Genomic DNA, 21,884 nt, shown 5'->3' on the forward strand with positions numbered 1-21,884 from the left:
GCGCGCGGCGACTGCCGAATGTCATCAAATGTTCATAAAACTCATGGCTGCAAGCCGCGCCGCTCGTTCGGCGTGAGCGCCTGCAACTGCGGCGCCGTCAACGGCCCCGCGCCCAGCACCTGCACCACGCCGGCCGGCTGGTAGCTGGACGCCTGCGGCTCGCCGCCCTGGTGCTTGCCGGCACCGGCTTCGTCCGCCTGCTCGTTGCCAAAGCCCAGCACCTTTACTGTGAACAGCGACGGTTGCGCCTGGCGCGTGGCGGCCCGTTCCCGTTGCAGCACGTCTTGCGCCGCCGTGACGGCTTGCGTGGCGGCCGCGCTGGCATTGCTGAGCGCGCCCACGTTCACGGTAGAGATCACCGGCAGGCCCGCCGACTTGCCCTGCACCTGGACGTTTTCCGCATTGATCACCTGCAAGGCCGCCAGGTTGACGTTGCCCGAGACGCGGATGCCCGCCTCGCCCGCGTCAATGCTGCCCAGCGGGGCGATCAGGTCGATGTCGCCGGGCGGCACCTCCGGGATCGGGTTCAGGGTGGCGATGCCGGCGCCCGTGGCCGGCGTGCTCGGCGACAGGCTGACGAGGCCGATGCTGTCGTAGGTGCGGCGCTGCGGTGTGTAGACGACGGTGGACTTGGTGCCACGGCCCGCATTGATGTCGCCCGTTGCCGACCAGGCCAGGATGTTGCCGCCGAAGGTGGTAAAGATGCGGCTCTGGCCCAGCAGGATGCTGTCCTTCGCATACATCTGGATCTCGCCCGCGCCCTGCGTCAGCACGCCCGAGCCTTCGCCCGGCGCATAGCCGCCATCGACGCCGATCAGCGCCCGTCCGCCCGGCACCGTGATGCCGATATCGCCGCCGACATCCGTATGGATGCCCGCGTCGTTGACGATCACGTGCGGCACGTTGACCGTCGGACGGCCCGCTTCGGCCCACTCCTGCGGACTCAGGTAGCGCACGCCCGCCACCGGCCGCTTGGTGTACACGCCGTCGTAGTCGTTAATCGTGTACAGCGCGCTGCTGAACATCGTCAGGTCGCCCTTGTACTCGATCTTCTGGCCCGCCTTGTCCTGCGCCGGGAACAGGGTGGCGATGGCTTCGCGGCCGCGCAGGTAGCTGCCGCGGCGCATGCCGTCCGGATCGTTGTACTCGCGCCCGGCCGCCTTCAGTTCGGCAAAGTAGACATTGCTCAGGTAGACCTGCTGCTGTTCCTTCGGCAAGGCGGCAAAGAAGCTGCGCGCATCGGTGGCCGGGTCGTAGCGGATGCCCAGGCCGCTGTCGCCGCCAAAGCGCGTCGTCAGCCAGTTCACCAGGTGCAGCTGGCTGACCTGCGCATACTCGCGCGCCAGGTCGCGCCGCACGGCGCCCGATGCCTGGCCGGCCTTTTCCAGTTCCGCCTGCTTCGTGCCGAGGAAGGCGGACGCGCCCGCCTCGTCGCCGCTGTAGGCGAACTGGCCGCGCAGCCAGTCGGCCAGGGTCAGCTTGCCGCCGTAGACGTACACGGCGCTGCCGGCCTGGTCGGCCAGCGGCTTGGCCGGATCGGCCAGCTTGGCCGGGTCCAGGTAGCGCGCCGCGAAAGCCGCATAGTCGGGACCATTGCGGCCCACGCCGGCCGCCACGCTGATGCCGGCGCCATTGCCGCGCTCGCCGGGGCCCGTGTTGACGATGGAGCCGAGGCTGCGCAATTCCGCCTTGTCGGCCATGTACAGGTCGCGCCCGGCGCTCACGTTCAGCTGGCCCGGTCCCGCCACATAGAAGGTGCTGTAGCGGATGTCACGCCCGGCGCTGACGACGGAAACGTCGTCGGCATGGCGGTGCACGAACAGATTGCCGCGCGCGGACGAGACGCCGGAGACCACCGGCTTGTCCGGAAAATCGGGCCGGCCGACAAAGCCCTGGCTGGTCCATCCGGCCGCGCCTTCCGGCACGCCTTCGACGCTGCCGAGCGGCGTGCCGGAATTGACGATGTCGCGTCCGGCCCGCACGGCCACGGCGCCGCCGCCTTCGTACCACACGCCCAGCGGGCCCGTTTCGCCCTTCAGTGTTCCCCGGTACACGATGCCGCCCGTGCGCAAGCCGACGATGTCGCCGCTGTTGGCATAGAAATGTGCGGGCTGCTGACCCACCGGCACGTAGTCCGACACCGTCGGCGCCGTCATGCTGAACAGCGGATACAGTTGCTGCGAGGCATCGCTTGCGCCATTCGACGACGAACCGAACCATTTCAGCGCGCCGGGCGCCAGCCCGTTGGCGCTGACGTTATGCAAGGGCAGCAGGCCGAACCAAACCGGGTCCAGGGCGCCGACGAAGCCCGGGTTGAATGGACTTGGCAACAGGCGCGGATCGGCGCCCGATGCGGTGATCGGATAGCCGGCCGCATGGATGGAGTCGGCCGCCAGCATTTCCAGCTGGCCCGTGCCCGTCTTGACAAATTGCGGCGCCACCGGCGACGGCGCCAGGATCACGCCGTTTTGCGGCATGTCGACCTTGCCGCCCTCGCCCAGCCTGCCCAGGCTGGCATTGCCGTAATACAGGCTGCCGCTGGCGGCCACGGCGCGCAACACGGATGGCATGACGAAACGTGCATCCGTTGGCGCGTGGTTATCGCCCATGTCCGATTGTATCCAGGCGGACGTCGGCGTCAGATTGCCGCCCGCGCTGAACAGGTCGATGGCGGTGGCCGGCGTCCACAGCGAGAACCAGCTCCAGCCCTCGCCCTGGCGCTCGACGCCCTGGTAGTTGAACGGCGAACCATTGCCCAACTGCTTGACGCGGCCCGCATCGGCCGTACCGCCCAGCACCAGGTCGCCGCGCGCATCGATGCGCACGCCGCTGTCGCCCGGCACGAGGATGGGCCCGCCGCTGGCAATGGCCGTGCCCGCCGCATAGGTTTCATACGGCCGCGATTCCTTCGGATCGGCGCGGTCGAAGCGCAGTTCGACGCCGCCCACGGCGCCCGCCTCCATGCGCAGCGCGCCGCGCAGATTGGTGAAGGTGCTGTTGAGTGTCGGATACTGGCGCTCGAAGCGCGTGTCGGCATTCGGGGCATCGCTGTTGGCATCGAAGCTGCGCACCTCGGCGACAGGGTTGAGCCCGCCGCCGATGCGGATATCGAGGTCGCCACCGCCCGTCAGCAGCAGCTTGCCGTCCGGCGTCACCCTGCCCGTGCTGCCCACGGCCACGTTCAGGCCCTGGCTGCGCGGCGCGAACACGCCGCCCGGATCGGCGCGCGAGGTCAGCATGCCGGCGTTGCCGCCCGCCTGCAGCAGCACATTGCCGCCGCCGAGGGTGCCGATGCCCGTAAAGCCCGACACGACCGGCAGACCCGCAAACAGGTCGCCGCCTTCGGGACGCGCGACATAGGTGCCGAAATTGATCCACCATGCCGTCGGCACGCCCGCCCCCGTGCTGCCGCTGCCCTGGCGCCACAACCAGGCGCCGATGTCGCTGGTGTCCTGCTGCGCGCTCAGGGTGCCGATGGCATCCTCGCGGCGCTGCAGGGCGGTGCCTACGGTGTCGCCCTTGACGTCGCCCTGGGCGCGCAGCAGCAGGTTACCGCCGTGCTCGGGATACCAGGCGCGGTACAGGCTCTCGCTGCCGCCATCGACGAAACGCGTCAACTTGTCGTCGCCCAGCGCGCCGAGCAGCTTGCCCTTGGCGTTCAGGCCGCGCGGCAGGTTGAACAGATCCTTGCCATCGACCAGCGGCGAGGCCGACTGCGTGCCCGCCGTGTAGACGCCATACAGCGAACGCATGTCGAAATCGCCGGCAGCGAGCAAATCGAGGTCGCCCATGCCCGTGCGCAGCACGCTGAACAGAAGCTGGCGCGCCGGCTCATCCTTGGTCACCATTTCGGGCGGCGTGCCGTCGGCAATCTTGGTCACCAGATCCGCATAACTCTCCAGCATGTTCGCTTCGGTACCAAACCACATTGTGATATCGACCTCGCCTTCCGGGAACCCCAACATGGTGGCGTACTCGTTGAAAATATAGGTGCCTGGCAAGCCCGTGCCCGGCTTGACCGACGTCCGTTCCTCCATGCCGTAATGCGTATCGGCCAGCATCAGATGGGCGTCCTTCGCATGCGGCCGCAGCGCGCGCGTATCGGCGGCGGCCGTATCGGCGCCGCCCACCAGGCGCAGCGACCACGCTTGCGAACCCTGGGCCAGCATGGGCGCCAGCGCCAGGTTGCGGCCCTGGCGGCCCGCGCCATCCTCGGCGCGCAGCGCCACCACGGTCGCGTCGCCAGGCAGCTTGACCAGCGTGCCGGCCGGCAGCACGCTGCCCTTGTCCAGCGCCAGCGCCGCCGCCAGCACCACGCCGTTGACGGTATTGACGCTATCGCCCGTGTCCCGCGGCTTGCCTTCGGGGAAAGGCAAAGCCACATTCGCCGGCCACAGCATGGCCGCCACGCTGGCCGCGCCGGGCAGGCGCAGGCCGGGATCGAGCTGCATGCCGCTCGATAAGGCCAGCGCCTTCGGCAAGACCGTGCCGGCCGCGTACAGCACCTTGCCGTCGGCATCGCGCACGGCGCCGCCCAGCACGCTGCCGGCAGGCAAGTTCAATTCCGCCGTCAAGGTGGCGCGCGCCGCCAGCAAGGTGCCGCCGCGCAGCTGCATGGCCTTCATCGGCACGGCGAAATTGACGCTCGTGCCCGATTGGAAATACGTGTCTTCGGCCAGGGTAACGAGGCCCGCTTGCGGCACGACGACTTCGCCGCCCCACGGCAAGCGGCCCTTCACCAGTTGCCAGCCCTTGTCGTCCGGCGTGACGGGCAAGGTGCGGGTATCGAAGCCATCCGTGATACTGCCAAAGACGCTGAGCTTGCCACCGGCGCGCACGACCAGCGCGCCCGCCTCGCCCGAACCGTACACGCCGCTCAGGCGCGCCAGCGGATTGACGCCATCGTAGCGGTGGCCCGACAGGTCGATGTCGCCATCGATGTGCAAGTCGCCGCCCGGCGTGGCGCTGACGATCTCGACGCCAGGGCGCAGGTGGAAAGCGTTGGCATCTCCACGCAAGCCGCGCAATTTGTTGTTCATCAAGTTGCCGTTGGCCAGCGCGTGGGCCATGAAGAGCTGGCTGTCCCCGTGTTTCTCGTCCAGATAGGCCTGGTTGATGCCCTGGTAGCTGCGGCCGTCCGCATCCTTGCCGGTACCGGCCGGGGCATCCTTGTATTGCCAGAAAGCGTTGACGTTGATGGTGCGCGCGCCGGCGATGTTCAGCGCGCCAGCCGCATCGATGTCGATATCGTCGCCCGTGGCGCCACCGAGGCGCCGCGCATTCAGGTCGATGCTGCCGTAGTTGCCGCCCTTGTCTCCGCTGCGCAAGTCGAAACGCGCGCCGTTTTCCAGGCTCAGGCGTCCACCAGGCGCGGCCAGTTCGATCACGGCGCGGTTCGGCGCCTCGATCGCTTGCCCGTAGCTGTCCGTGCGCAGCACCGTGCCATGCGCGTCGAGCACGGCGCCCGATTGGATGGTGACGCCATCGCGCCCGGCCAGGCGGATGCTGCCCACCTGCTCGCCGCTGGCGTCGATGCGGCCACTCACGCTCAAGCTGCCGCCATCGACGGAGACGCTCACTTCGCGCGCCTTGACCTCGTCGCCGATGGTCAGATCGCCCTGCTTGAGCTGGAAGCTGCGGCTGCCGAACACCTTGCCCGTGTTCAGGCGCTGGTTCAGGCCGGCGAAGTCACCGATCTGCTGGGCGCGCACCTCCACGCCGCCGGCCGCGTACGGCACGAGAGTGCCGCCCGCGTCATAATGGCCGCTGGCGCCGCCCAGCAAGCTGCCGCGCAAGTCGGCAGTACCGGCCGCGTCGCCCGTGGCGATCACGCTCAGCTTGCCGGCGCGGTTGTTCACGGCCGACAGGTCGATCACGGAAGCGCCCGCCTGGCGCACGTCGCCTGCGCGGCTGTCGAGGATCACGTCGCCGCCCCAGCTGTACTTGCTGGTGTCGTAGAAATCGATCTTGCGGCCCGCCAGGTCCAGCTTGGCCTTGTCGCCCAGCAGCACATCGCGCTCGGCCGACAGGGTCAGTTTTCCGCTTGGCAGAACCACGGATGTATCCACGCTGACACTATTGCCGTTCAGCGCCACTTCGGCGCCCAGGGCGCCGGCCAGCGCCGCGTTCGTCGGTGTGGCGGGGGTAGCGCCGGCCGGCGCGCTCACCTTGAGGTCGCCGCCCGCCGTGATGCGGTTGACGGAACCGGCCGCGCCCGTCAGCAGCGGCGTGTTGATCAGCAGATCGCCGCCGCTGTAGCGGTAGCCATTGGTGGCCGTATCCCACGCGCTTTGCGACTGGTAGATGGACAGGCTGCCCTTGTTGTTGGCGGTCAGCTGCTCGCTGGCATTGAGCGCCACCTGGCCGAAGCCCAGTATCAAACGATCGAGGTTGTGGATGGTGTCGGGGCGGCTGTCCGGCGTGAAGCCGAACTCGATGCGCTTGGCGTCGATCTGCAAGCGGCCGCTGCCCGTGCCGGGGCCGTTGGCAACGACGGCGCCGGGCGCATTCGTCGCGCCCTGCCACACGAGGGTGTCCGTGTGGATGCGCGCCAGCGCGTCCTTGCCGCCATAGCCGTAGATGGCGGGCGTGTTGAGCACCAGGCGCGACAGCGACGACTTGCCCGTCGCCGCATCGATGGTCGACAGCTGCGACGAATCGTAGAAGTTGAAGGAATTGCGCGCCGTCAAGCCCAGGCTTTCCAGTGCCGGTGCGCCCGTGCTCGTATCGCCGCGCAGCAGGCGGTCGAGCACGTCCTGGTTCAGCGCCAAGCCGTCCGGCAGGGCGCCGCGGGCGCTGGCATCGGCCAGCGAAGCTGCGCTGCCGATATTGATCGAACCCATCCCCAGCACCAGGTTGCGCGTGCCGTAGCGCACGTTGTCGCGCAGGGTGAATGCGCGCTCCGTGACGGCGGCGATGGTGCCCTCCGAATACAGCGAGGTGGTGCCCGTGCAGGCGCCGCCCGCCTTGGCGCACGTACCGATGTCGATGATGCCGGGGCCACCCGAATCGGACGGCGTGCGCACGGCCGGCAGCATATCCAGCCAGCCGTTCGAGACGGCCAGCACGCTGCCCATGGGCTGGTACACAAAGCCGTCGCGCGAATCCCAGGCCGCCTTGCCACGGCCCAGCGTATTGATGCCGGAACCTTGCTCGAGGAAGATGCCGTCGTCGGTTTTCGTGGTCACCAGGAACACTTCGGCCGCCTTCAGCACGGCACCGTCGCGCAGCACGATGCCGCCCGCCGATTCGTTGATGGCGGCGATATTGGCGCGCTGATTGGTACCCGTGGCGAAATCGCTGTAGGTGACGCGCGGCAAGCCGCCGATACCCAGGCGCTGGGCGCCGAAGGCGTTGATCTGCGAAGCGTGCACGGAGACGCCATCGAATTCCGCCTGCGCTGCCGTACCGTCGGCCAGCACTTGATAGCGGGTACCCGCATGGCCGCCCGTGCCCAGCAGCAGCGAGCCGCCAAAGCCGCCCTCGGCCGGCGTGTACAGGGCGCTGCCATCCATCATCAATGGCGTGTGGTTATTTTCGACGCTGTGCAGGGACGGGGCGATCAGTTGCACCCGCACGCCCTTGGCGTCGCGTTCCAGCGTGGCGCGCGGCACGCCGTCGCGCGTGGCTTGCGCCACGGCAAAGGCGGCATAGCCCGTTTCATTGTATTGCGAGTAGGTACGCAGCACGTCGGCCGGCGTCAGGATGGCCTGGCTCGGCACGGCGTCGCGGATGGCCGTGCCGGCGATGCCCGTCTGCGCCGCCGTCGCATACGAACCATTGCGCATGGCCACCATGCCGCCCGCCTCGACGGCGCCGGCCAGGCCATTCAGCTCCACGCGGAAGGCGCCCGGCAGCAAGGCGAAATTCGATGGCAGCAGGGTGTAGGTACCGGCCGCCAGGCCGGGCACGCCCGCGGCGATGGTGATCTGGCGTCCCACGGCCGGCTTGCCCGCGCCCTGCTCGGCCGTCAAAGGCGCCACGTCCGGCTGCACGCCGGGAATGATGGCGTACACGGGGTTGGTATTCAGGCCGGGCAAGGTAAAGCCGCCATTCGGCTTCATCTGCACCAGCGGATTGAGGCGCGCATCGGTGGAGCCGCCCCGTCCGGCCAGGAAGGCCGCGCCCGTCAAGGTGCCGCCGCCCGACAGGTCGAGCACGGCGCCGGCTTGCACGTCGACGGCGGCGCCGACCAAGGCGATCTCGGGACCGTTGCCCACGCCCTTGAACACGACGTCGTTGCCGTCATACAGGTAGCTGAGGCCATCGAGCGTGCCGCCGTACGGCATCGTCAAGCCTTTCGCGCTGACGGACGTCAGGCTGCCCGGCAACAGATTGACATGGCCCGTATTGGCTTCAAAGCCTTCGGCCCCCAGGGTGATCTGGCCCAGCGGTGCGCGCAGCACGCCGTGCTGGTTGATGGTGGGCGCGACCAGGCTCAGGCTGCCGAACACGGAAAACGGCTGATTCGGCGTGGCGCTGCCGGCGCTGCGCTCGACAGTGAGCGTGCGCAGCGGATCGAGCGTGACGCGCACATTGCCGTATTCATCGACCCGGCTGCTCTGGCCCACCGTGACCATGCCGCTGTCGCCCGTGGCCGGGTAGATTTGCGCGGCGACCAGGGTCGCGTTGCCCGGCTGGTACAGGGCGGCGTTGTTCGACATGCGCAAGTCGCCGCGGCTGTTCAGGGTCAGCTGCTCGAAGGCATCGCGTTCGACGGCCAGCGGCGTGCCGCTGCTCTGCACGATCTCGCCACGCGTGCCCATGTTGACCTCGCCCGCGAGATCGAGCATGCCCGCATCGATCTGCAGCAGGGAGCCATCGGCCACCAGCGGCACGCCCAGCATGCCGCGCCCCTTGCCCGAGTTTTTCGAGCCCTTCACGGCATTGGGCACGATGTAATTGTCTTTCTGCGCGCGCGCGGCCGTTCCCAGGCGCACATACGGCGCCGCCAGGCGCACCTGGCTGGCAAGGCCAGGCACCTTGTCCTGGCCTTCCCCATCCAATTGCGGCAACGGCTGTTGCTGCTGCGCCAGGCCCAGCGAACTGGCGCTCAGGCGCAGGCTCTGGCCCAGCGCCAGGTTGACGTCGCCATCGACGCTGAGCATGCCGTTCACATGCATGGCCAGGTTATCGAAGCCACCGGCCTTCACACGGTCGGCGCCCAGGCGCGCACTGCCGTAGCGCAAGGCCTCATCCTGCTGGCCGGCGCGCAAATCAACCGGCAAGACGCTGTCGCCCTGCACTTGCGCCAGCACGAATTCGCGCGGTACTCGCACCGCATTGTCGACGCTATCGCCTTCCAGCGTCTGGCGGTTCACCTGGCCGTAATTGGGCGTGTCGAGCGCCATCGCCAGGGTGCCGCCGGCCGCCCCGGCGCCACCGGCCACCGCGCGCAGCGTGCCGTCGGCAAAGATGCCGTTGTACGAACTGAGCGAAATCAAGCCGCCGCTGCCGGCCACGTTGACGGCGCCCTGGTTCGGCAAGTCCAGCGTGGCTTGCGCGCCGCTGGCGTCGAGCAGCGCGCCCGGACGCACGACGACAAAGGCGTCGGCCGCGTCGACGCTGGCCGCATCGGCCTTGTAGCGGGCGCCGATTTCGATGCTGCCGCCCTTGTCGGCACGGCCATAGCGGCCGCCGCGCATATCGGTGGCGACGGTGGCGCGGCCGGCGACGTCAAGCACCGCGTGTTCGCCGATCCAGATCGACGTGGCTTGTCCCTTGCCGTTCGGCACATCGGCATCGCTGCCCGTACCCAACGTGCCGGGCAGGATGGCGATCTTGCCGCCCCAGGCGTCGAGTCGGCCGTCGATACTGACCTGGCCATTGCTCGTTATGCTGATCTGGCGGCCCGGATCGACCGTGACGACGGCGCCTTGCGCCACGGCCAGGGCGCCCTTCACGTACGGGCTGCCGGCCGTCAGCGTCAGGTCGGCGCCGGCGCGCTGAGTCAAGCGGCCCTTGCGCGCATCTTCCTGGTACAGCTCCGGCGTCCACACTTCCAGCGCGGCAGCCGGATCGGTGCCACTCGCCACCGTGTGGCCGGTGGCGGGATTGAAGCGCAGCACGGGCATCTTCACATCGATCCGCGCATCCTTGACCACCACGACGCCGTCGCGGCCCGTGACGGCGTAGTCGGCAAAGCCGCTCTGGAACAGGCTGGCGTCCAGCGCCAGCATGGGCTGGACGGCAACGTCACGGCCTAGCATGGTGCCGGTCGGCAGCAGCACGCCGCGTGGCGCGCGCACGTCGTCGGCGGCGATGCTGCCGGCCGCATACTGGGTCGTTATCGGCACGATGGGCAAGCCATTCGGAAAAGCCGCCGCCGAAACCTCGAAGCCTGTAGCGAGGCCATTGATGGCCGTCACCACGCTGCCTGCGGGAACGATGGAACCACTCCAGACATACGTCGTGCCGTCGATGAAGAAGCTCGCGCCCGGCGGCACCAGCAAATCACTCCCCAGCACCAACGGTTTCTGCGCCGACACGTCCACCGTCACGGGCATGCTCAAGGTCTGGCCCGGCTTGATCACGCTGGTGCTGAGCGCGAAATCGAAGGGAATCTTCTCGCCCTTGGCAATCAAAAATTCATCGGCCAGGCGCAAGCCGACGGGGGCGCTGCTTCCTCCTGGCAGCACGTCGCCGTCCTGCAGCTTGCCGCCGATGCTGACGGCCGTGCCGCTGTCGATCGTCAGGCGTCCGCCGCCCTTCACGCCATGGCCGCGCAACTCGCCGTCAAGCTTGAGCAAGGCGCCCGTCGGCGTTTTTTCACGTGGCAAGTCGACGGCCAGGGCGATGTCGCCGCCGCGCCCGCCCTGCAGGCTGCCATTGCTCATCAAAGCAGCGCCCGACGAAACGTCGATGACGCTGCCGCCGGCCAGCTCGATGCCGCCCGAACTCTTCAATGTGACCTTGCCGCCATTCACGTACGGCAGGCCGGCGACCGCTCCCGGGTCCAGTTCCAGGTTGCTCCACAGGCCCCGCGTATCGAGACGCACGCCCGGCGCCACGCGCACGCCGGCCGGGCTCGCGGCGCGCCCTTCCGGCGACACGGTCCCTTCCACCCACACGGCGCCCGCGTTCGCCAGGTAGCGCGAGATGATGTCACCGGCGGCGATGCTGCCGCTGCGCGCGCTCACGTTCGCCTTGATGGCCACGTCGGTGGCGTGCAGGACGATGTCGCCGCCATCGGCCACGCGCACGTCCGCGTTGACGTCGAGCTTGTCGTAGGCGTAGATATTCAGGGCCCCCAGTTCCAGCCCATTGAGCCAGTCGGCATCGAGCTGCAAGGTCTTGCCGCGCGCGGCCGGCAAGGCCTCGTTCAGCAGCTGGCCATCGGCGACGGGTGCCACCTTGCCGATCTCGACGTTTTCCAGCACGGCTTGCGGGCTGTCGCGCAGCTGGCCCGCCTTCGTATCGAAGACGGGCGTCATTTTGCCGACGATCAATTGACCGGCGCGCGCGGCCGACGTCTGCGCCTGCTTGTAGCTATCGACGCCGTCGTCGCGCTTGCGCTGCTGGCGTTCGCCCTGGAACACGGACGTGTCGATATCGCCTTCGAGCACGGCAGCGCCCGTGGAAACGATCAGGCGGCCCGCATCGCGGCCCACCGTGTAGCCGTTTTCCAGGCGCTCGCGCGGACCGATCAAGGCATTCGCATGGGTTTCCGTCGTGTTGGCACCCCAGCGCGCATGCGTACTTTCATAGCCGCGGTACAAGCCCGTGTACAGATTGTCGCCAGGGGCCGTGCTCAGCTTGTACATCGCGCCATCGGCGCCCTTCAGCCACGTCTGCTTGACCATGCCCGTCTGCACGTCCAGCGAACCGCCGGCGATGTTGATGCGCGAACCGGCCTGCGTCACCACTTCGCCGCCGCCAAAGCCGACAGTGCCGCCCTGGGCCGCCCATTCGCCGATGCCGTGGCCGCTGGTGTTCAGGTAGCCGCTCACTTCCAGCAAGCCGCCCGCCGTGTACCAGCGGTCCGTGGCGTAGCCGTTGGTGCCGGCCGGCACCAGCACCAGGTCGCGGCGGTCGACCCACACGTCGCTGTTGTTCAGGTATTTGGCGTCGCGGCTGCCCGGTGCGTCGCGCTGTTCGTTGCCCTGCACGTTGATCAGCACATTGTTGCTGCTCATGTCGACCTTCACGCCGACGGCGCCGGAGACGTCGATGGCGGCGCCGCGCGCCACGTGGCTGCGGCGGGCCGCATCGGCCAGCACCTGGCCACCCGTGGCCAGGGTCAGCGAATCGCCTTCGAACTCGATGTTGCCGGCAGAAACAATGCGCACCAGCGACTGGTCGCGCCGGTCCTGCGGCGTATCCGTGCCCTTGCCCGTGTCTTTCAGCAAGGTATCGCGCTGCACGTCGAGCGCCGTGGCGCCATTGTCGTCGATGACGATGGCGCTGACGCTGCCGCGTGCCAGGGTGACCCCGGCATTCTCGCCCGCCGCCGCCAGGTGGATCGTGCCGCGGCCATTGACGGTCGTGCTCGACAACAGCACGCCATCCTGGCGCACGCTATTGCCGCTGAGCGTGATGTCGCCCGTGGCCGCCTGGATCAGGCCGTTGTTGACGACGCTGCCGGCGCCGCTGTCGGCCACGCGCAGCATCTCGACTTCATTGCCGCGCGTGCTCGAATACTGGTTCTTGTCCGTGCCCATGCCCTGGCGCACGACGATGGCGTCGCCAGCCGCCAGGGTGGTCTGGCCATTCGGCGTGGTGATGGCGCCCGCATTCTCGACGGCGCGGCCGGCCAGCAGCACGTAGCCGCCGCCTTCCGTCACCGTCTGCGGCTTGCGCGTGTCGATGCGCGCGCCGGCGGCGACGACGACGTCCGCTTCGGCCGCCGCATGCGTAAAGGTATTCTGGTCCAGCAACAAATCATTCGCGAAGGTCGGCACGGCGCCCGTACCCTGCGCCTTGCCGTACAAGCCGCTCTTGAACTGGCTGTCGCTCATGCCCATGGCGGCCGCGGCCAGGCTGCGCGTATCGACCTGGCTGCTGCCCGTAAACACGATGCCGTTGCGGTTGACGATCATCACCGTGCCATCGGCCTTGATCTGGCCCTGGATCTGACTGGGGCGCGCCAGCGGATCGTTGACGCGGTTCAACACGGACCAGTGCGATTTCTGGTCGAACTGCAAGGTGGTGTTCTTGCCGACGTTAAAACTTTCCCAGTTCAGGATGGCCTTGTCGTCCGTCTGCACGACCTTCACGACGGTCTTGCCATCGGCCTGGCTCTGCACGGGGGCCTGGGCGTTGAGCCAGCCCGCCGTCAGGCTGTTGCTGTCGACCTGCAAGCCGCCCTTGACGAGGCCATCGGGCGCGCCGCCGGCCGCCAGCGCCGCCTGGCGCGCGGCTGCCTGCACCGCCTGTTCGGCGGCGATGCCGCGCGCGGCCAGCAACAGGTTGTTCAGCGACTGCTGCAGCTTGCCTTCGGCTTTTTGCTGCTGCAGCAAAGGATTGTTCAGCGAGGTGGCCGGCTGGCCATTCGGCAAGCGTCCCGTGGCGGCGGCCGTGCCCTGCTGCGCGCCCTTGCCCGCGAACCAGGCGCCGCTGAACGGCTGCTGCGCCTGCGCGCCCCCCGCCTGCAGCAGCATGGCGATGGCCAGCGCCAGCGGTTTCAAGCGCACCGGGCGCCCGTTGTGGCTGCCCGCCATGGCGGAGGAGGATGCGTGTTTCGTGACCGACTTGCTTCGCTGCATGGCGACATTCCCTTTTCATGTTCCGTTGCTGACCGATATCGCGAGGCGGCGCGCGGCACGCACGGGGCGGGCGGCAGGCACTGATTCGCGGCTTCCAGCAGCATTGACAGGGAACAAGGTCCGGGACTGCAAAAGGTCATGAAAATGTCATAATTGGCGCCAGGCCTTTGCGCTCAACCAAACAGCACGATACCGCCAGGCAAACGCGTCACGCGTGCGCCATACGCGTCCTGGATCAGGGCGATCACGTCGTCGAGGCGGTCGAGCGAAAAGCTCGCTTGCACACGCGTGTGTTTCAATGTGTCGCCATTAAGGATCAGCTTGCCGGGACGGTAGCGGTTCACCTCGTCCACCACCTCGGCCAGGGTGCTTTGTTTGAAGACCAGCAGGCGCTGGCGCCACGCGCTGACGTCGCCCCTGGCCACGGCGCGGGCGATGCCGAAATGCTCGGGCCGGTAACGCAGCTGCTGGCCGGCGGCCAGTTCCGCATCGTTGCCGGCCTGCGCCACGCGCAGGCGGCCCGCCAAACACGTCACGCACACTTCCTGGCCGAACAGGCGGATATTGAAACGCGCGCTGCCGGCCGACACGGTGCCGTCGCCCGCCTGCACGCGCACGCTGGCCGCGCCGCGCAAGCCGGCCTGGAACTCCGCCTCGCCCGCCAGCAGCACCAGCGACGCGGCGCCGTCCTGCACGGGCGCCGCATCGAGCCGCGTCTGCGTATTCATCTGCACCAGCACGCCGCCATCGAGCGCCACTTCACGCTGCTCGCCCGTGCCCGTGGCATAGTCGGCGGCCAGACCCGCCACGGCCGGCCACAGGTCCGTGGGCGGGCGCAATACCAGCAAGCCCAGCGAGGCAGCGACGGCGCCGCCGAGCCAGGCGCGCCGAGCCACGTTGACAGGCGCCTGCGCCCGCTTGACGGCGCGCGCGGCCGGCGCCATGGCGCCCCACACGGCGCGCGCCTCGGCAAAGGCCGTCGCATGCCTGCGGCTGCGCGCGCACCAGTGACGGAACACTTGCGCGTCGCGCTCGCTGACCTGACCCGAGGCCAGGCGCACGACCCACGCCTGCGCTTCCTTCTGGATGACACCCATGTCGTCTTCCGTTTGTTCAATCATGATGTTTAGACGTTTTTCCCGCGCCGGGACCGAAGCGCTGGATGAAATCGCGTCCCATGCGTTCGCAGCAATGTTCGAGTCCCGCGCGCAATTCCTTCTCCACGGTGCGGGCGGAAATACCAAAGCGCTCGGCGATGTCGCGGTGGGGCAACTGGTCGACGCGGGCGGCGATGACGATGGCGCGCCGGCGTTTCGGCAACTCCTGCAAGGCCCGTTCCAATTCCTCGAGTTCGGCGCGCGCGCTGAAGGTGCGGGCCGGGTCGGCCAGCTCATCGGCCATCTCGTACAGATCGTCGATATCGGGCAGGCTGAGCAGGCGCGCATTGTCGCGGCGTTGATCTTCCGCAATGTTGATGGCGATGCGCATCAGGTAGGCGGACGGGTAGCTGATCGCCTCGGGCGCCGTCATCCGCTCCACCCGCAAATACGTTTCATGCAGCGCGTCATTGGCCAGGTCTTCCGAGCCCAGGCGGCGCTGCAAATGGCGGCGAAACTGTCCGTAGCGTTCCAGGAACAGCTTGCGCAAGGTGGCTTTCAGCAAATCCGACATGGTCAGGGCACCCCAGGCAAAAGGTAGGGCGCGCAATCGGCATCGGGATCGGGCCGCGGCGTCAATAAGATCGTCAGCGGCTGCGGCAAGCCCGCCGGCGGCGCGCCATCGATCAGCAGGCTGCGCAGGCGCTGCAGCACGGCGCGGTCGCGCTGTTCCACGCCGCTCGGTTCGAGCACGTGCACGGCGCGCACCTTGCCCCGCTCGTCGAGCCACAGCTGGAAGGCCAGGCGGTAGCGGCCGAAGGCGTCCGGATGCAGACGGCACAGGGCGCGCGTGAGCGAGCGCTGCAGGACGGCCGCATAGCCTTGCAATGGTGCGGTGGCGGGGGCAGCTTCGGCCGGCACGGGCGCCGACGCCACGGGTGCATCGGCCAGCGCCAGCAAGGTGAACGCATTGCTGCCGCTGAAGCGCGCGCCCAGCTGGGTGCCGGCCAGCAAACGCTGCAGCGCTTCGGCAGGCGTGTAGTCACCGCGCACGGGCGAGGCCACCCTGCCGGCCGCCAACTGGCTGCTGACGAGCACGGAATACCCGGTCACTTCGCCAAACGCCACCAGGGCCGCGTCGAGCGGCTGGGCGGGCAAGTCGAAGCGCAGGGTTGCGTGCGCGGCGGCGTCAGCACCGTCCGCGCCCGCAGCCGGCCGCACGAATGTCATGAATGTCATCAATGTCATCAGCAAGCAGGCGGACAGGGCATTGCCCTTTGCGGCGCGGCGGTGGCTTAGTGTCATTTTCCAGGGGACGCAACGAAAAGTCCTGCTCATGAAGTGTCTTGACTGCAATAGTTCAAGCAGAATGGCAAGATGGTAGCTTCGTAAAATGACAACTGCATGACATGGCATCAGCCCGGCCCTTGGCCTGTGTCATCGCTGCGACACATGATCTTGCTATGCTGGACGCTGATTCCACCGTTCCGGGAGCCGCCATGGCACGCCTGTCCTTGCTGTTACTGTTGGCCTGCGCCGCCCTGCCCGCGCAGGCGGACGAGCACACCATTGTCGTAAAAGCTCCCGCGCCGCAGAAGGGCTGCGTGGAGGTGGAAGTCAGTGGCCAGCGCGCGCAGTCGATATCTTGCTTGAATGAAAAATTATTGCCGAATAGCAACATCATGAACCGGCAGCCACCCGCCCTGTCCGGCGCGGAAGCGGTCATGCAGCGCCCGTCGAACCAGCTGGGCCTGTACAACCGCGCCGCCCTCGAACACCGCATGGGCAATGCCTTTGGCAAGTCCGTCACGCCACAGAGGCCGCCAGCTCCCGCGCCCGCCAGCCCGCTGCTGCCGGCGCGCTAGGCCGCTTGTCAACGCACAGTCCATTTGCGCTGTCAAGATTGCGCAATCGCGCCGATTGCGTATCATTCCAGGCTTGATCGCTCTGGAAACAACCATGCTGCCCACTATCGAACAACGCCTTGCCCTTGAACTTGCCGCCAAACCGGTGCAAGTTGCCGCCGCCATCGAACTGCTCGACGAAGGTGCCACCGTGCCCTTCATCGCCCGTTACCGCAAGGAAGCGACCGGCGGCCTCGACGATATCCAGCTGCGCCTGCTCGAAGAGCGCCTGCGCTATCTGCGCGAACTGGAAGAGCGGCGCGCCGCCATCGTGGCGTCGATCACGGAACAGAACAAAATGACGCCCGAGCTGCTCGACGCCGTCATGCACGCGGAAGACAAGACGCGCCTGGAAGATTTGTATTTGCCGTACAAACAGAAGCGCCGCACGAAGGCGCAGATCGCCATCGAAGCGGGCCTGATGCCGCTGGCCGACGGCTTGCTGGAGAACCCGGAACTGACGCCGGAAACGGAAGCGGGCAAGTTCCTGCGCGACGCGTTTACTAGTGCCGACGGCAACAACCCGGGCGTGCTTGATACCAAGGCGGCCCTCGACGGCGCGCGCCAGATTTTGATGGAACGTTTCGCCGAAGATGCGACCCTGCTGCAAACCTTGCGCGAATACGTGCAGGAACACGGCATCGTCGAATCGAAAGTGGTGGAAGGCAAGCAGGACGAAGGCGAAAAATTCGCCGATTATTTCGATTACTCGGAAACCATCTCGACCGTCCCTTCGCACCGCGCGCTGGCGCTGTTGCGCGGCCGCCGCGAAGGCATCCTCGATGTCACCCTGCGCCTGGACACGGAAGCGGAAAAACCGAAATGGGATGCGCCGCACAACCCGTGCGAAGGCCGCATCGCCGCCCGCTTCGGCATCAAGCAACAAGGCCGCCCTGCCGACAAATGGCTGGCGGACACGGCACGCTGGACCTGGCGCGTGAAAAGCTTCATGCACCTGGAAACGGAACTGATGGGCGCGCTGCGCGAACGCTCGGAACTCGATGCGATCAACGTCTTTGCCACCAATCTGAAGGCGCTGCTGCTGGCCGCGCCAGCCGGCCAGCGCGCCACCATGGGCCTGGACCCAGGCTTGCGCACGGGCGTCAAGGTCGCTGTCGTCGATGCCACCGGTAAAGTCGTCGACACGGCCGTGATCTACCCGCACCAGCCGAAGAACGACTGGGACGGCTCGCTACACACCCTGGGCCGCCTGGCCGCGAAGCACAATGTGTCGCTCATTTCCATCGGTAACGGCACCGCGTCGCGCGAAACCGATAAACTGGCGCAGGACCTGATCAAGCAGCATCCGGAAGCGAAGATGACGAAGATCGTCGTCTCGGAAGCGGGCGCGTCGGTGTATTCCGCGTCCGAATTCGCCTCGAAAGAATTGCCGGACATGGATGTGTCCCTGCGCGGTGCCGTCTCGATCGCGCGCCGCCTGCAAGACCCGCTGGCCGAACTGGTGAAAATCGACCCGAAATCAATCGGCGTGGGCCAGTACCAGCATGACGTAAGCCAAAGTCAGCTGGCCCGCTCGCTCGATGCCGTCGTGGAAGATTGCGTGAACGCCGTCGGCGTGGACGTCAATACGGCGTCGGCTCCGCTGCTGGCGCGCGTGTCCGGCCTGTCGGCCAGCGTGGCGCAAAGCATCGTCACCTACCGCGACATGAAGGGCGCGTTCACTTCGCGCGCAGCCCTGAAAGCCGTGCCGCGCCTGGGCGACAAAACGTATGAGCAGGCAGCCGGCTTCCTGCGCGTGATGGGTGGCGAGAATCCGCTGGACGCCTCGGCCGTCCACCCGGAATCGTACCCGCTGGTGGAAAAAATCCTGGCGGACATCAAGAAGGATATCAAGGCCGTCATCGGCGAAACGGCCTTGCTGAAAACCTTGAGCCCGGCAAAGTACGCGGATGAAACGTTCGGCGTGCCGACCATTTCCGACATCTTGAAGGAACTGGAAAAGCCGGGCCGCGACCCGCGTCCGGAGTTCACCACCGCCACCTTCAAGGAAGGCGTGGAAGAAATCCGCGACTTGCGCCCGGACATGATTCTCGAAGGCGTGGTCACCAACGTGGCCGCCTTTGGCGCCTTTGTCGACATCGGCGTGCACCAGGATGGCCTCGTGCACATCTCGGCCCTGTCGAACACGTTCGTGAAAGATCCGCACACGGTGGTCAAGGCTGGCCAGGTCGTGCGCGTGAAAGTGCTGGAAGTCGATGAAAAGCGCAAGCGCATCGCGCTGACCATGCGTTTGACGGACAGCGCGCCGCAAGCGGGCAGCAAGCCCGAGCAACGTGGCGACCGCAACGACCGCCGCAGCATGGCGCAGCATCAGTCGCAATCGCGCAACGCGCCCGAGCCGGCCGGCAGCATGGCTGCCGCGTTCGCCAAGCTGCGCGGCTAAGTCCATGGCCGCCAGGCATGATTTCGTCATCCTGGCGGTGGACGCCGCCAGCGTGGAGGCGCAGCTGCTGCTCGACGCATTGTCGAACGCGCTGCTGCGCATCAATGGCGACAGTGGCCGTTCTTCCTTCGATGTCGAGGCGGCAACGCCGCGCGGCGGCTTTTACCTGGCCCGCGATACGGCTGGAGACCTGCTCGGCTGCGCCGCCCTGCGCCCGCTGGGCGAAGCGGACAGCGCCGTAGGCGAACTCAAGCGTATGTATGCGCGCCCGGGTTCCGCTGGCGTGGGCGCGGCTCTGCTGGCCCATGTGGAGGCGCAGGCGCGCCGGCACGGCTACCAGGCCCTGCACCTGTCCACGCGCGTGGCGAATACCCGCGCCGTGGCGTTTTATGCCAAACACGGCTATGCACCCGTCATTGCCTGGGGCAAATACGTGGGCGCGGCACAATCGACCTGCCTGGGCAAGACCTTATAAGCGTCAACGTGGCTGACTTGCCCAATTTATGACTTGAGCGCATACCCGTGCCGGCGTTTTCTTATAAAATGACGGCATCTATTTATTTACCCATCAGAGGCAGCTATGAGCGACGTACAAACCTGGATCAAAGAAACCGTGACGAACACGCCAGTCGTGCTGTTCATGAAGGGCACGGCCCAGTTCCCGCAGTGCGGCTTTTCCGGCCGCGCCATCCAGATCCTGAAAGCGTGCGGCGTGGAAAACATCGCTACAGTCAACGTGCTGGATGACCCGGAAGTTCGCCAGGGTATCAAGGATTACTCGAACTGGCCGACCATTCCACAGCTGTATGTCAAAGGCGAGTTCATCGGTGGTTCCGATATCATGAATGAAATGTTTGAATCGGGCGAACTGAAGTCCCTGCTGGATGCCTGATAGCCAAACGCAGCGGCCGCGCCGTATCGTCGTGGCCATCACGGGCGCCACGGGCGCCGTGTATGGCTTGCGGCTGCTGCAATTGCTGGGCGCCATCCCCGGCGTCGAGACGCATCTGGTCTTGTCGGATGCGGCCGTATTGACCCTGCACCAGGAAACGGGCGTAGGGCGCAAGGAAATCGAAGCGCAGGCGCACGTGGTGCACAAGCTGCGCGACATCGGCGCCAGTATCGCCAGCGGCTCGTTTCAATCGGATGGCATGGTCGTCGCACCGTGCTCGATGAAGACGCTGGCGGCCGTGGCGCATGGCTTGTCGGATAATTTGATCACGCGGGCAGCCGATGTCGTGCTCAAGGAGCGCCGCCGCCTGATCCTGATGGTGCGCGAAACGCCGTTCAACCTGGCGCACCTGCGCAATATGACGGCCGTGACCGAAATGGGCGGCATCATCTTCCCGCCCTTACCGAGCTTTTATCACCACCCGCAGAGCATCGCGGAGATGGTCGACCATACGGTGGCGCGCGTCATCGACCTGCTCGGCATCGAGCACAGCCTGGCGCCGCGGTGGAATGGTCTCAAGTCTGCAAGCGACACCCCTATTCTGTAGTTGGCGTCACGATGTAACTCTGGCGTCACGATGCCTGACAAAAGCGTAGCGAGCGGAAGGAAGAGGTGGTCGAGAAGCGCAACCGTGCTCTAGCACGGTGAGCATCGCAGGCCGCCTATGCCGACGCGCAGTAGCTTTGGTCAGGCATCCACCGTTCAGCGTTTTTCGAACTGCGTGGCACTTGCCTGCTTCAAATCCCTGGCTTCTTCAACCATCCTGCGGTGGGCGATCCGTTTGCGCATCACTTCCGCATGTTGCGCGGCAGTCATGGGGGGCACGGTCATCAAGTCCTTCAGCTGCGCGGTATTGCTGTAGTTACTTTTCATAAGACGGCTCAAATGCTCGGCTCCGTAGTGGATGAACTGGCTGCTTCTGATGTGATTATGCGCTGGTATTGGCCGCTGCGCCGCCGCACGCGGGATTATTGTCAAATAATTCCGCTGCAGCGCAACATGCGAGGTCTTATTGTGCGGCAAAATCATGTCTCCAGTATGACCTTGCGCAAATAAAAGGACAGGGGGAGCACCGCCAGCGAAAGGCGGACGGCGCCGGCCGGGGATGGCCTGGATGCTTACTTTTGGTAGTTGACTCGTACCAGCATGCGAATAAATTCTCGCGCGATTTGACGATGATGTTCATCTAATCTTTGCAAATCGGCAATTAATTTCACATCAGCGGACTCAAAACGCGACAAAGCGCTGCCCGCTTCGCCATTCGGCGTGGCGCTTTCCGGGCCGCCAAAACGCAACCATTCCGCCGGAACGCCCAACCATTGGGCAATCATGCGCAATTTCTCTTGCGTCGGAATTGCTTCACCTACTAACCATTTCCTAGCTGCATGCACGGTAATCGGGCGCCCGTCGAAACGGATATTGAATTCCCGGGCCAGTCTGGTCGGGCTGTCTGGAGAATAATGGGCGTTTTTGAGAGCCAACTGAAGTCGCTGGCTGAAGCTTTCGCGTTCGTTAGAAGAATTCATAGGTGTACTATTTCATGTTGTAACATGAAAGTCAGTTTCTTGAATGACCATACAGATTGTTACATTTGAAAAGAGTATCAATTAACAATTAACACTCCAGCCGGGCTTTTCAGGTCAAAAAGTGGGCCGAATTTTCTCTTGCGATTCTGCGTGGCTTCGGTTCAAATTCGCGGTTAGCCTTGATTTTCGCACTGCAGCACGATTCAAAGCCTCGGTTTGGCATTACAACGTACGGTATCGGATAATGCCCTCCTCTACCGATACATGCAATGCCGATGTCATACAATTTCTTGTAGAC

The 21,884-nt window shown here is 66.2% G+C and carries 11 protein-coding genes; 5 read left to right on the top strand and 6 right to left on the bottom strand.

Annotation, left to right across the window (positions count from 1 at the left end; translation table 11 throughout):
- Nucleotides 1-41: 41 nt before the first annotated feature.
- From SKZ59_RS27690 to SKZ59_RS27705, 4 genes are all read right to left on the bottom strand, one after another.
- Entirely contained in the window at nt 42-13,703 is a 13,662-nt protein-coding gene (locus SKZ59_RS27690; protein ID WP_319993547.1) for a filamentous haemagglutinin family protein, read from the bottom strand.
- A 173-nt stretch (nt 13,704-13,876) separates the two neighbouring features.
- Entirely contained in the window at nt 13,877-14,824 is a 948-nt protein-coding gene (locus tag SKZ59_RS27695; protein ID WP_219329358.1) for a FecR family protein, read from the bottom strand.
- A complete protein-coding gene (locus SKZ59_RS27700) occupies nt 14,817-15,374 on the bottom strand; it encodes an RNA polymerase sigma factor (protein WP_034753775.1) in 558 nt (185 codons plus the stop codon). The genes SKZ59_RS27695 and SKZ59_RS27700 overlap by 8 nt, the downstream gene beginning before the upstream one ends.
- Before the next feature lie 2 nt (nt 15,375-15,376).
- The gene (locus SKZ59_RS27705) at nt 15,377-16,039 is read right to left on the bottom strand and encodes a secretin and TonB N-terminal domain-containing protein (RefSeq protein ID WP_319993548.1); all 663 of its coding nucleotides are present in this window, start codon (nt 16,037-16,039) and stop codon (nt 15,377-15,379) included.
- A 260-nt stretch (nt 16,040-16,299) separates the two neighbouring features.
- Between SKZ59_RS27705 and SKZ59_RS27710 the strand changes: the two genes are divergently transcribed.
- The 5 genes from SKZ59_RS27710 (at nt 16,300) to SKZ59_RS27730 (ending at nt 20,607) form a co-directional block, all read left to right on the top strand.
- The gene (locus SKZ59_RS27710; protein ID WP_319993549.1) at nt 16,300-16,665 is read left to right on the top strand and encodes a hypothetical protein; all 366 of its coding nucleotides are present in this window, start codon (nt 16,300-16,302) and stop codon (nt 16,663-16,665) included.
- A gap of 94 nt (nt 16,666-16,759) precedes the next feature.
- Nucleotides 16,760-19,108: a Tex family protein gene (locus SKZ59_RS27715; protein WP_046683175.1), complete on the top strand. Its 2,349-nt coding sequence runs from the start codon at nt 16,760-16,762 to the stop codon at nt 19,106-19,108.
- 4 nt (nt 19,109-19,112) lie between these two features.
- Nucleotides 19,113-19,583, top strand: a complete 471-nt coding sequence (locus SKZ59_RS27720) for a GNAT family N-acetyltransferase (protein ID WP_319993550.1) — start codon at nt 19,113-19,115, stop codon at nt 19,581-19,583.
- A 105-nt stretch (nt 19,584-19,688) separates the two neighbouring features.
- Nucleotides 19,689-20,000: a Grx4 family monothiol glutaredoxin gene (gene grxD / locus SKZ59_RS27725; protein ID WP_034753766.1), complete on the top strand. Its 312-nt coding sequence runs from the start codon at nt 19,689-19,691 to the stop codon at nt 19,998-20,000.
- Nucleotides 19,993-20,607, top strand: a complete 615-nt coding sequence (locus SKZ59_RS27730; protein ID WP_319993551.1) for a UbiX family flavin prenyltransferase — start codon at nt 19,993-19,995, stop codon at nt 20,605-20,607. Before grxD ends, SKZ59_RS27730 begins: the two co-directional genes overlap by 8 nt.
- A gap of 155 nt (nt 20,608-20,762) precedes the next feature.
- Here SKZ59_RS27730 and SKZ59_RS27735 read toward each other — a convergent pair whose 3' ends face one another.
- Nucleotides 20,763-21,089 (bottom strand): hypothetical protein, encoded by a 327-nt coding sequence (locus SKZ59_RS27735; RefSeq protein WP_046683172.1) that lies wholly within the window; start codon nt 21,087-21,089, stop codon nt 20,763-20,765.
- An 89-nt stretch (nt 21,090-21,178) separates the two neighbouring features.
- A complete protein-coding gene (locus tag SKZ59_RS27740; protein WP_034753756.1) occupies nt 21,179-21,586 on the bottom strand; it encodes a hypothetical protein in 408 nt (135 codons plus the stop codon).
- Between the last annotated feature and the right edge of the window lie 298 nt (nt 21,587-21,884).

It is taken from the genome of Janthinobacterium sp. GMG2 (assembly GCF_033949445.1).
GTDB lineage: Bacteria > Pseudomonadota > Gammaproteobacteria > Burkholderiales > Burkholderiaceae_D > Janthinobacterium > Janthinobacterium aestuarii.

What these genes read in the sequence shown, in the direction of transcription:
- SKZ59_RS27690 (WP_319993547.1), bottom strand. Translation starts at nt 13,703, where the DNA reads ATGCAGCGAAGCAAGTCGGTCACGAAACACGCATCCTCCTCCGCCATG.
- SKZ59_RS27695 (WP_219329358.1), bottom strand. Translation starts at nt 14,824, where the DNA reads ATGATTGAACAAACGGAAGACGACATGGGTGTCATCCAGAAGGAAGCG.
- SKZ59_RS27700 (WP_034753775.1), bottom strand. Translation starts at nt 15,374, where the DNA reads ATGTCGGATTTGCTGAAAGCCACCTTGCGCAAGCTGTTCCTGGAACGC.
- SKZ59_RS27705 (WP_319993548.1), bottom strand. Translation starts at nt 16,039, where the DNA reads ATGACATTCATGACATTCGTGCGGCCGGCTGCGGGCGCGGACGGTGCT.
- SKZ59_RS27710 (WP_319993549.1), top strand. Translation starts at nt 16,300, where the DNA reads ATGGCACGCCTGTCCTTGCTGTTACTGTTGGCCTGCGCCGCCCTGCCC.
- SKZ59_RS27715 (WP_046683175.1), top strand. Translation starts at nt 16,760, where the DNA reads ATGCTGCCCACTATCGAACAACGCCTTGCCCTTGAACTTGCCGCCAAA.
- SKZ59_RS27720 (WP_319993550.1), top strand. Translation starts at nt 19,113, where the DNA reads ATGGCCGCCAGGCATGATTTCGTCATCCTGGCGGTGGACGCCGCCAGC.
- grxD (WP_034753766.1), top strand. Translation starts at nt 19,689, where the DNA reads ATGAGCGACGTACAAACCTGGATCAAAGAAACCGTGACGAACACGCCA.
- SKZ59_RS27730 (WP_319993551.1), top strand. Translation starts at nt 19,993, where the DNA reads ATGCCTGATAGCCAAACGCAGCGGCCGCGCCGTATCGTCGTGGCCATC.
- SKZ59_RS27735 (WP_046683172.1), bottom strand. Translation starts at nt 21,089, where the DNA reads ATGATTTTGCCGCACAATAAGACCTCGCATGTTGCGCTGCAGCGGAAT.
- SKZ59_RS27740 (WP_034753756.1), bottom strand. Translation starts at nt 21,586, where the DNA reads ATGAATTCTTCTAACGAACGCGAAAGCTTCAGCCAGCGACTTCAGTTG.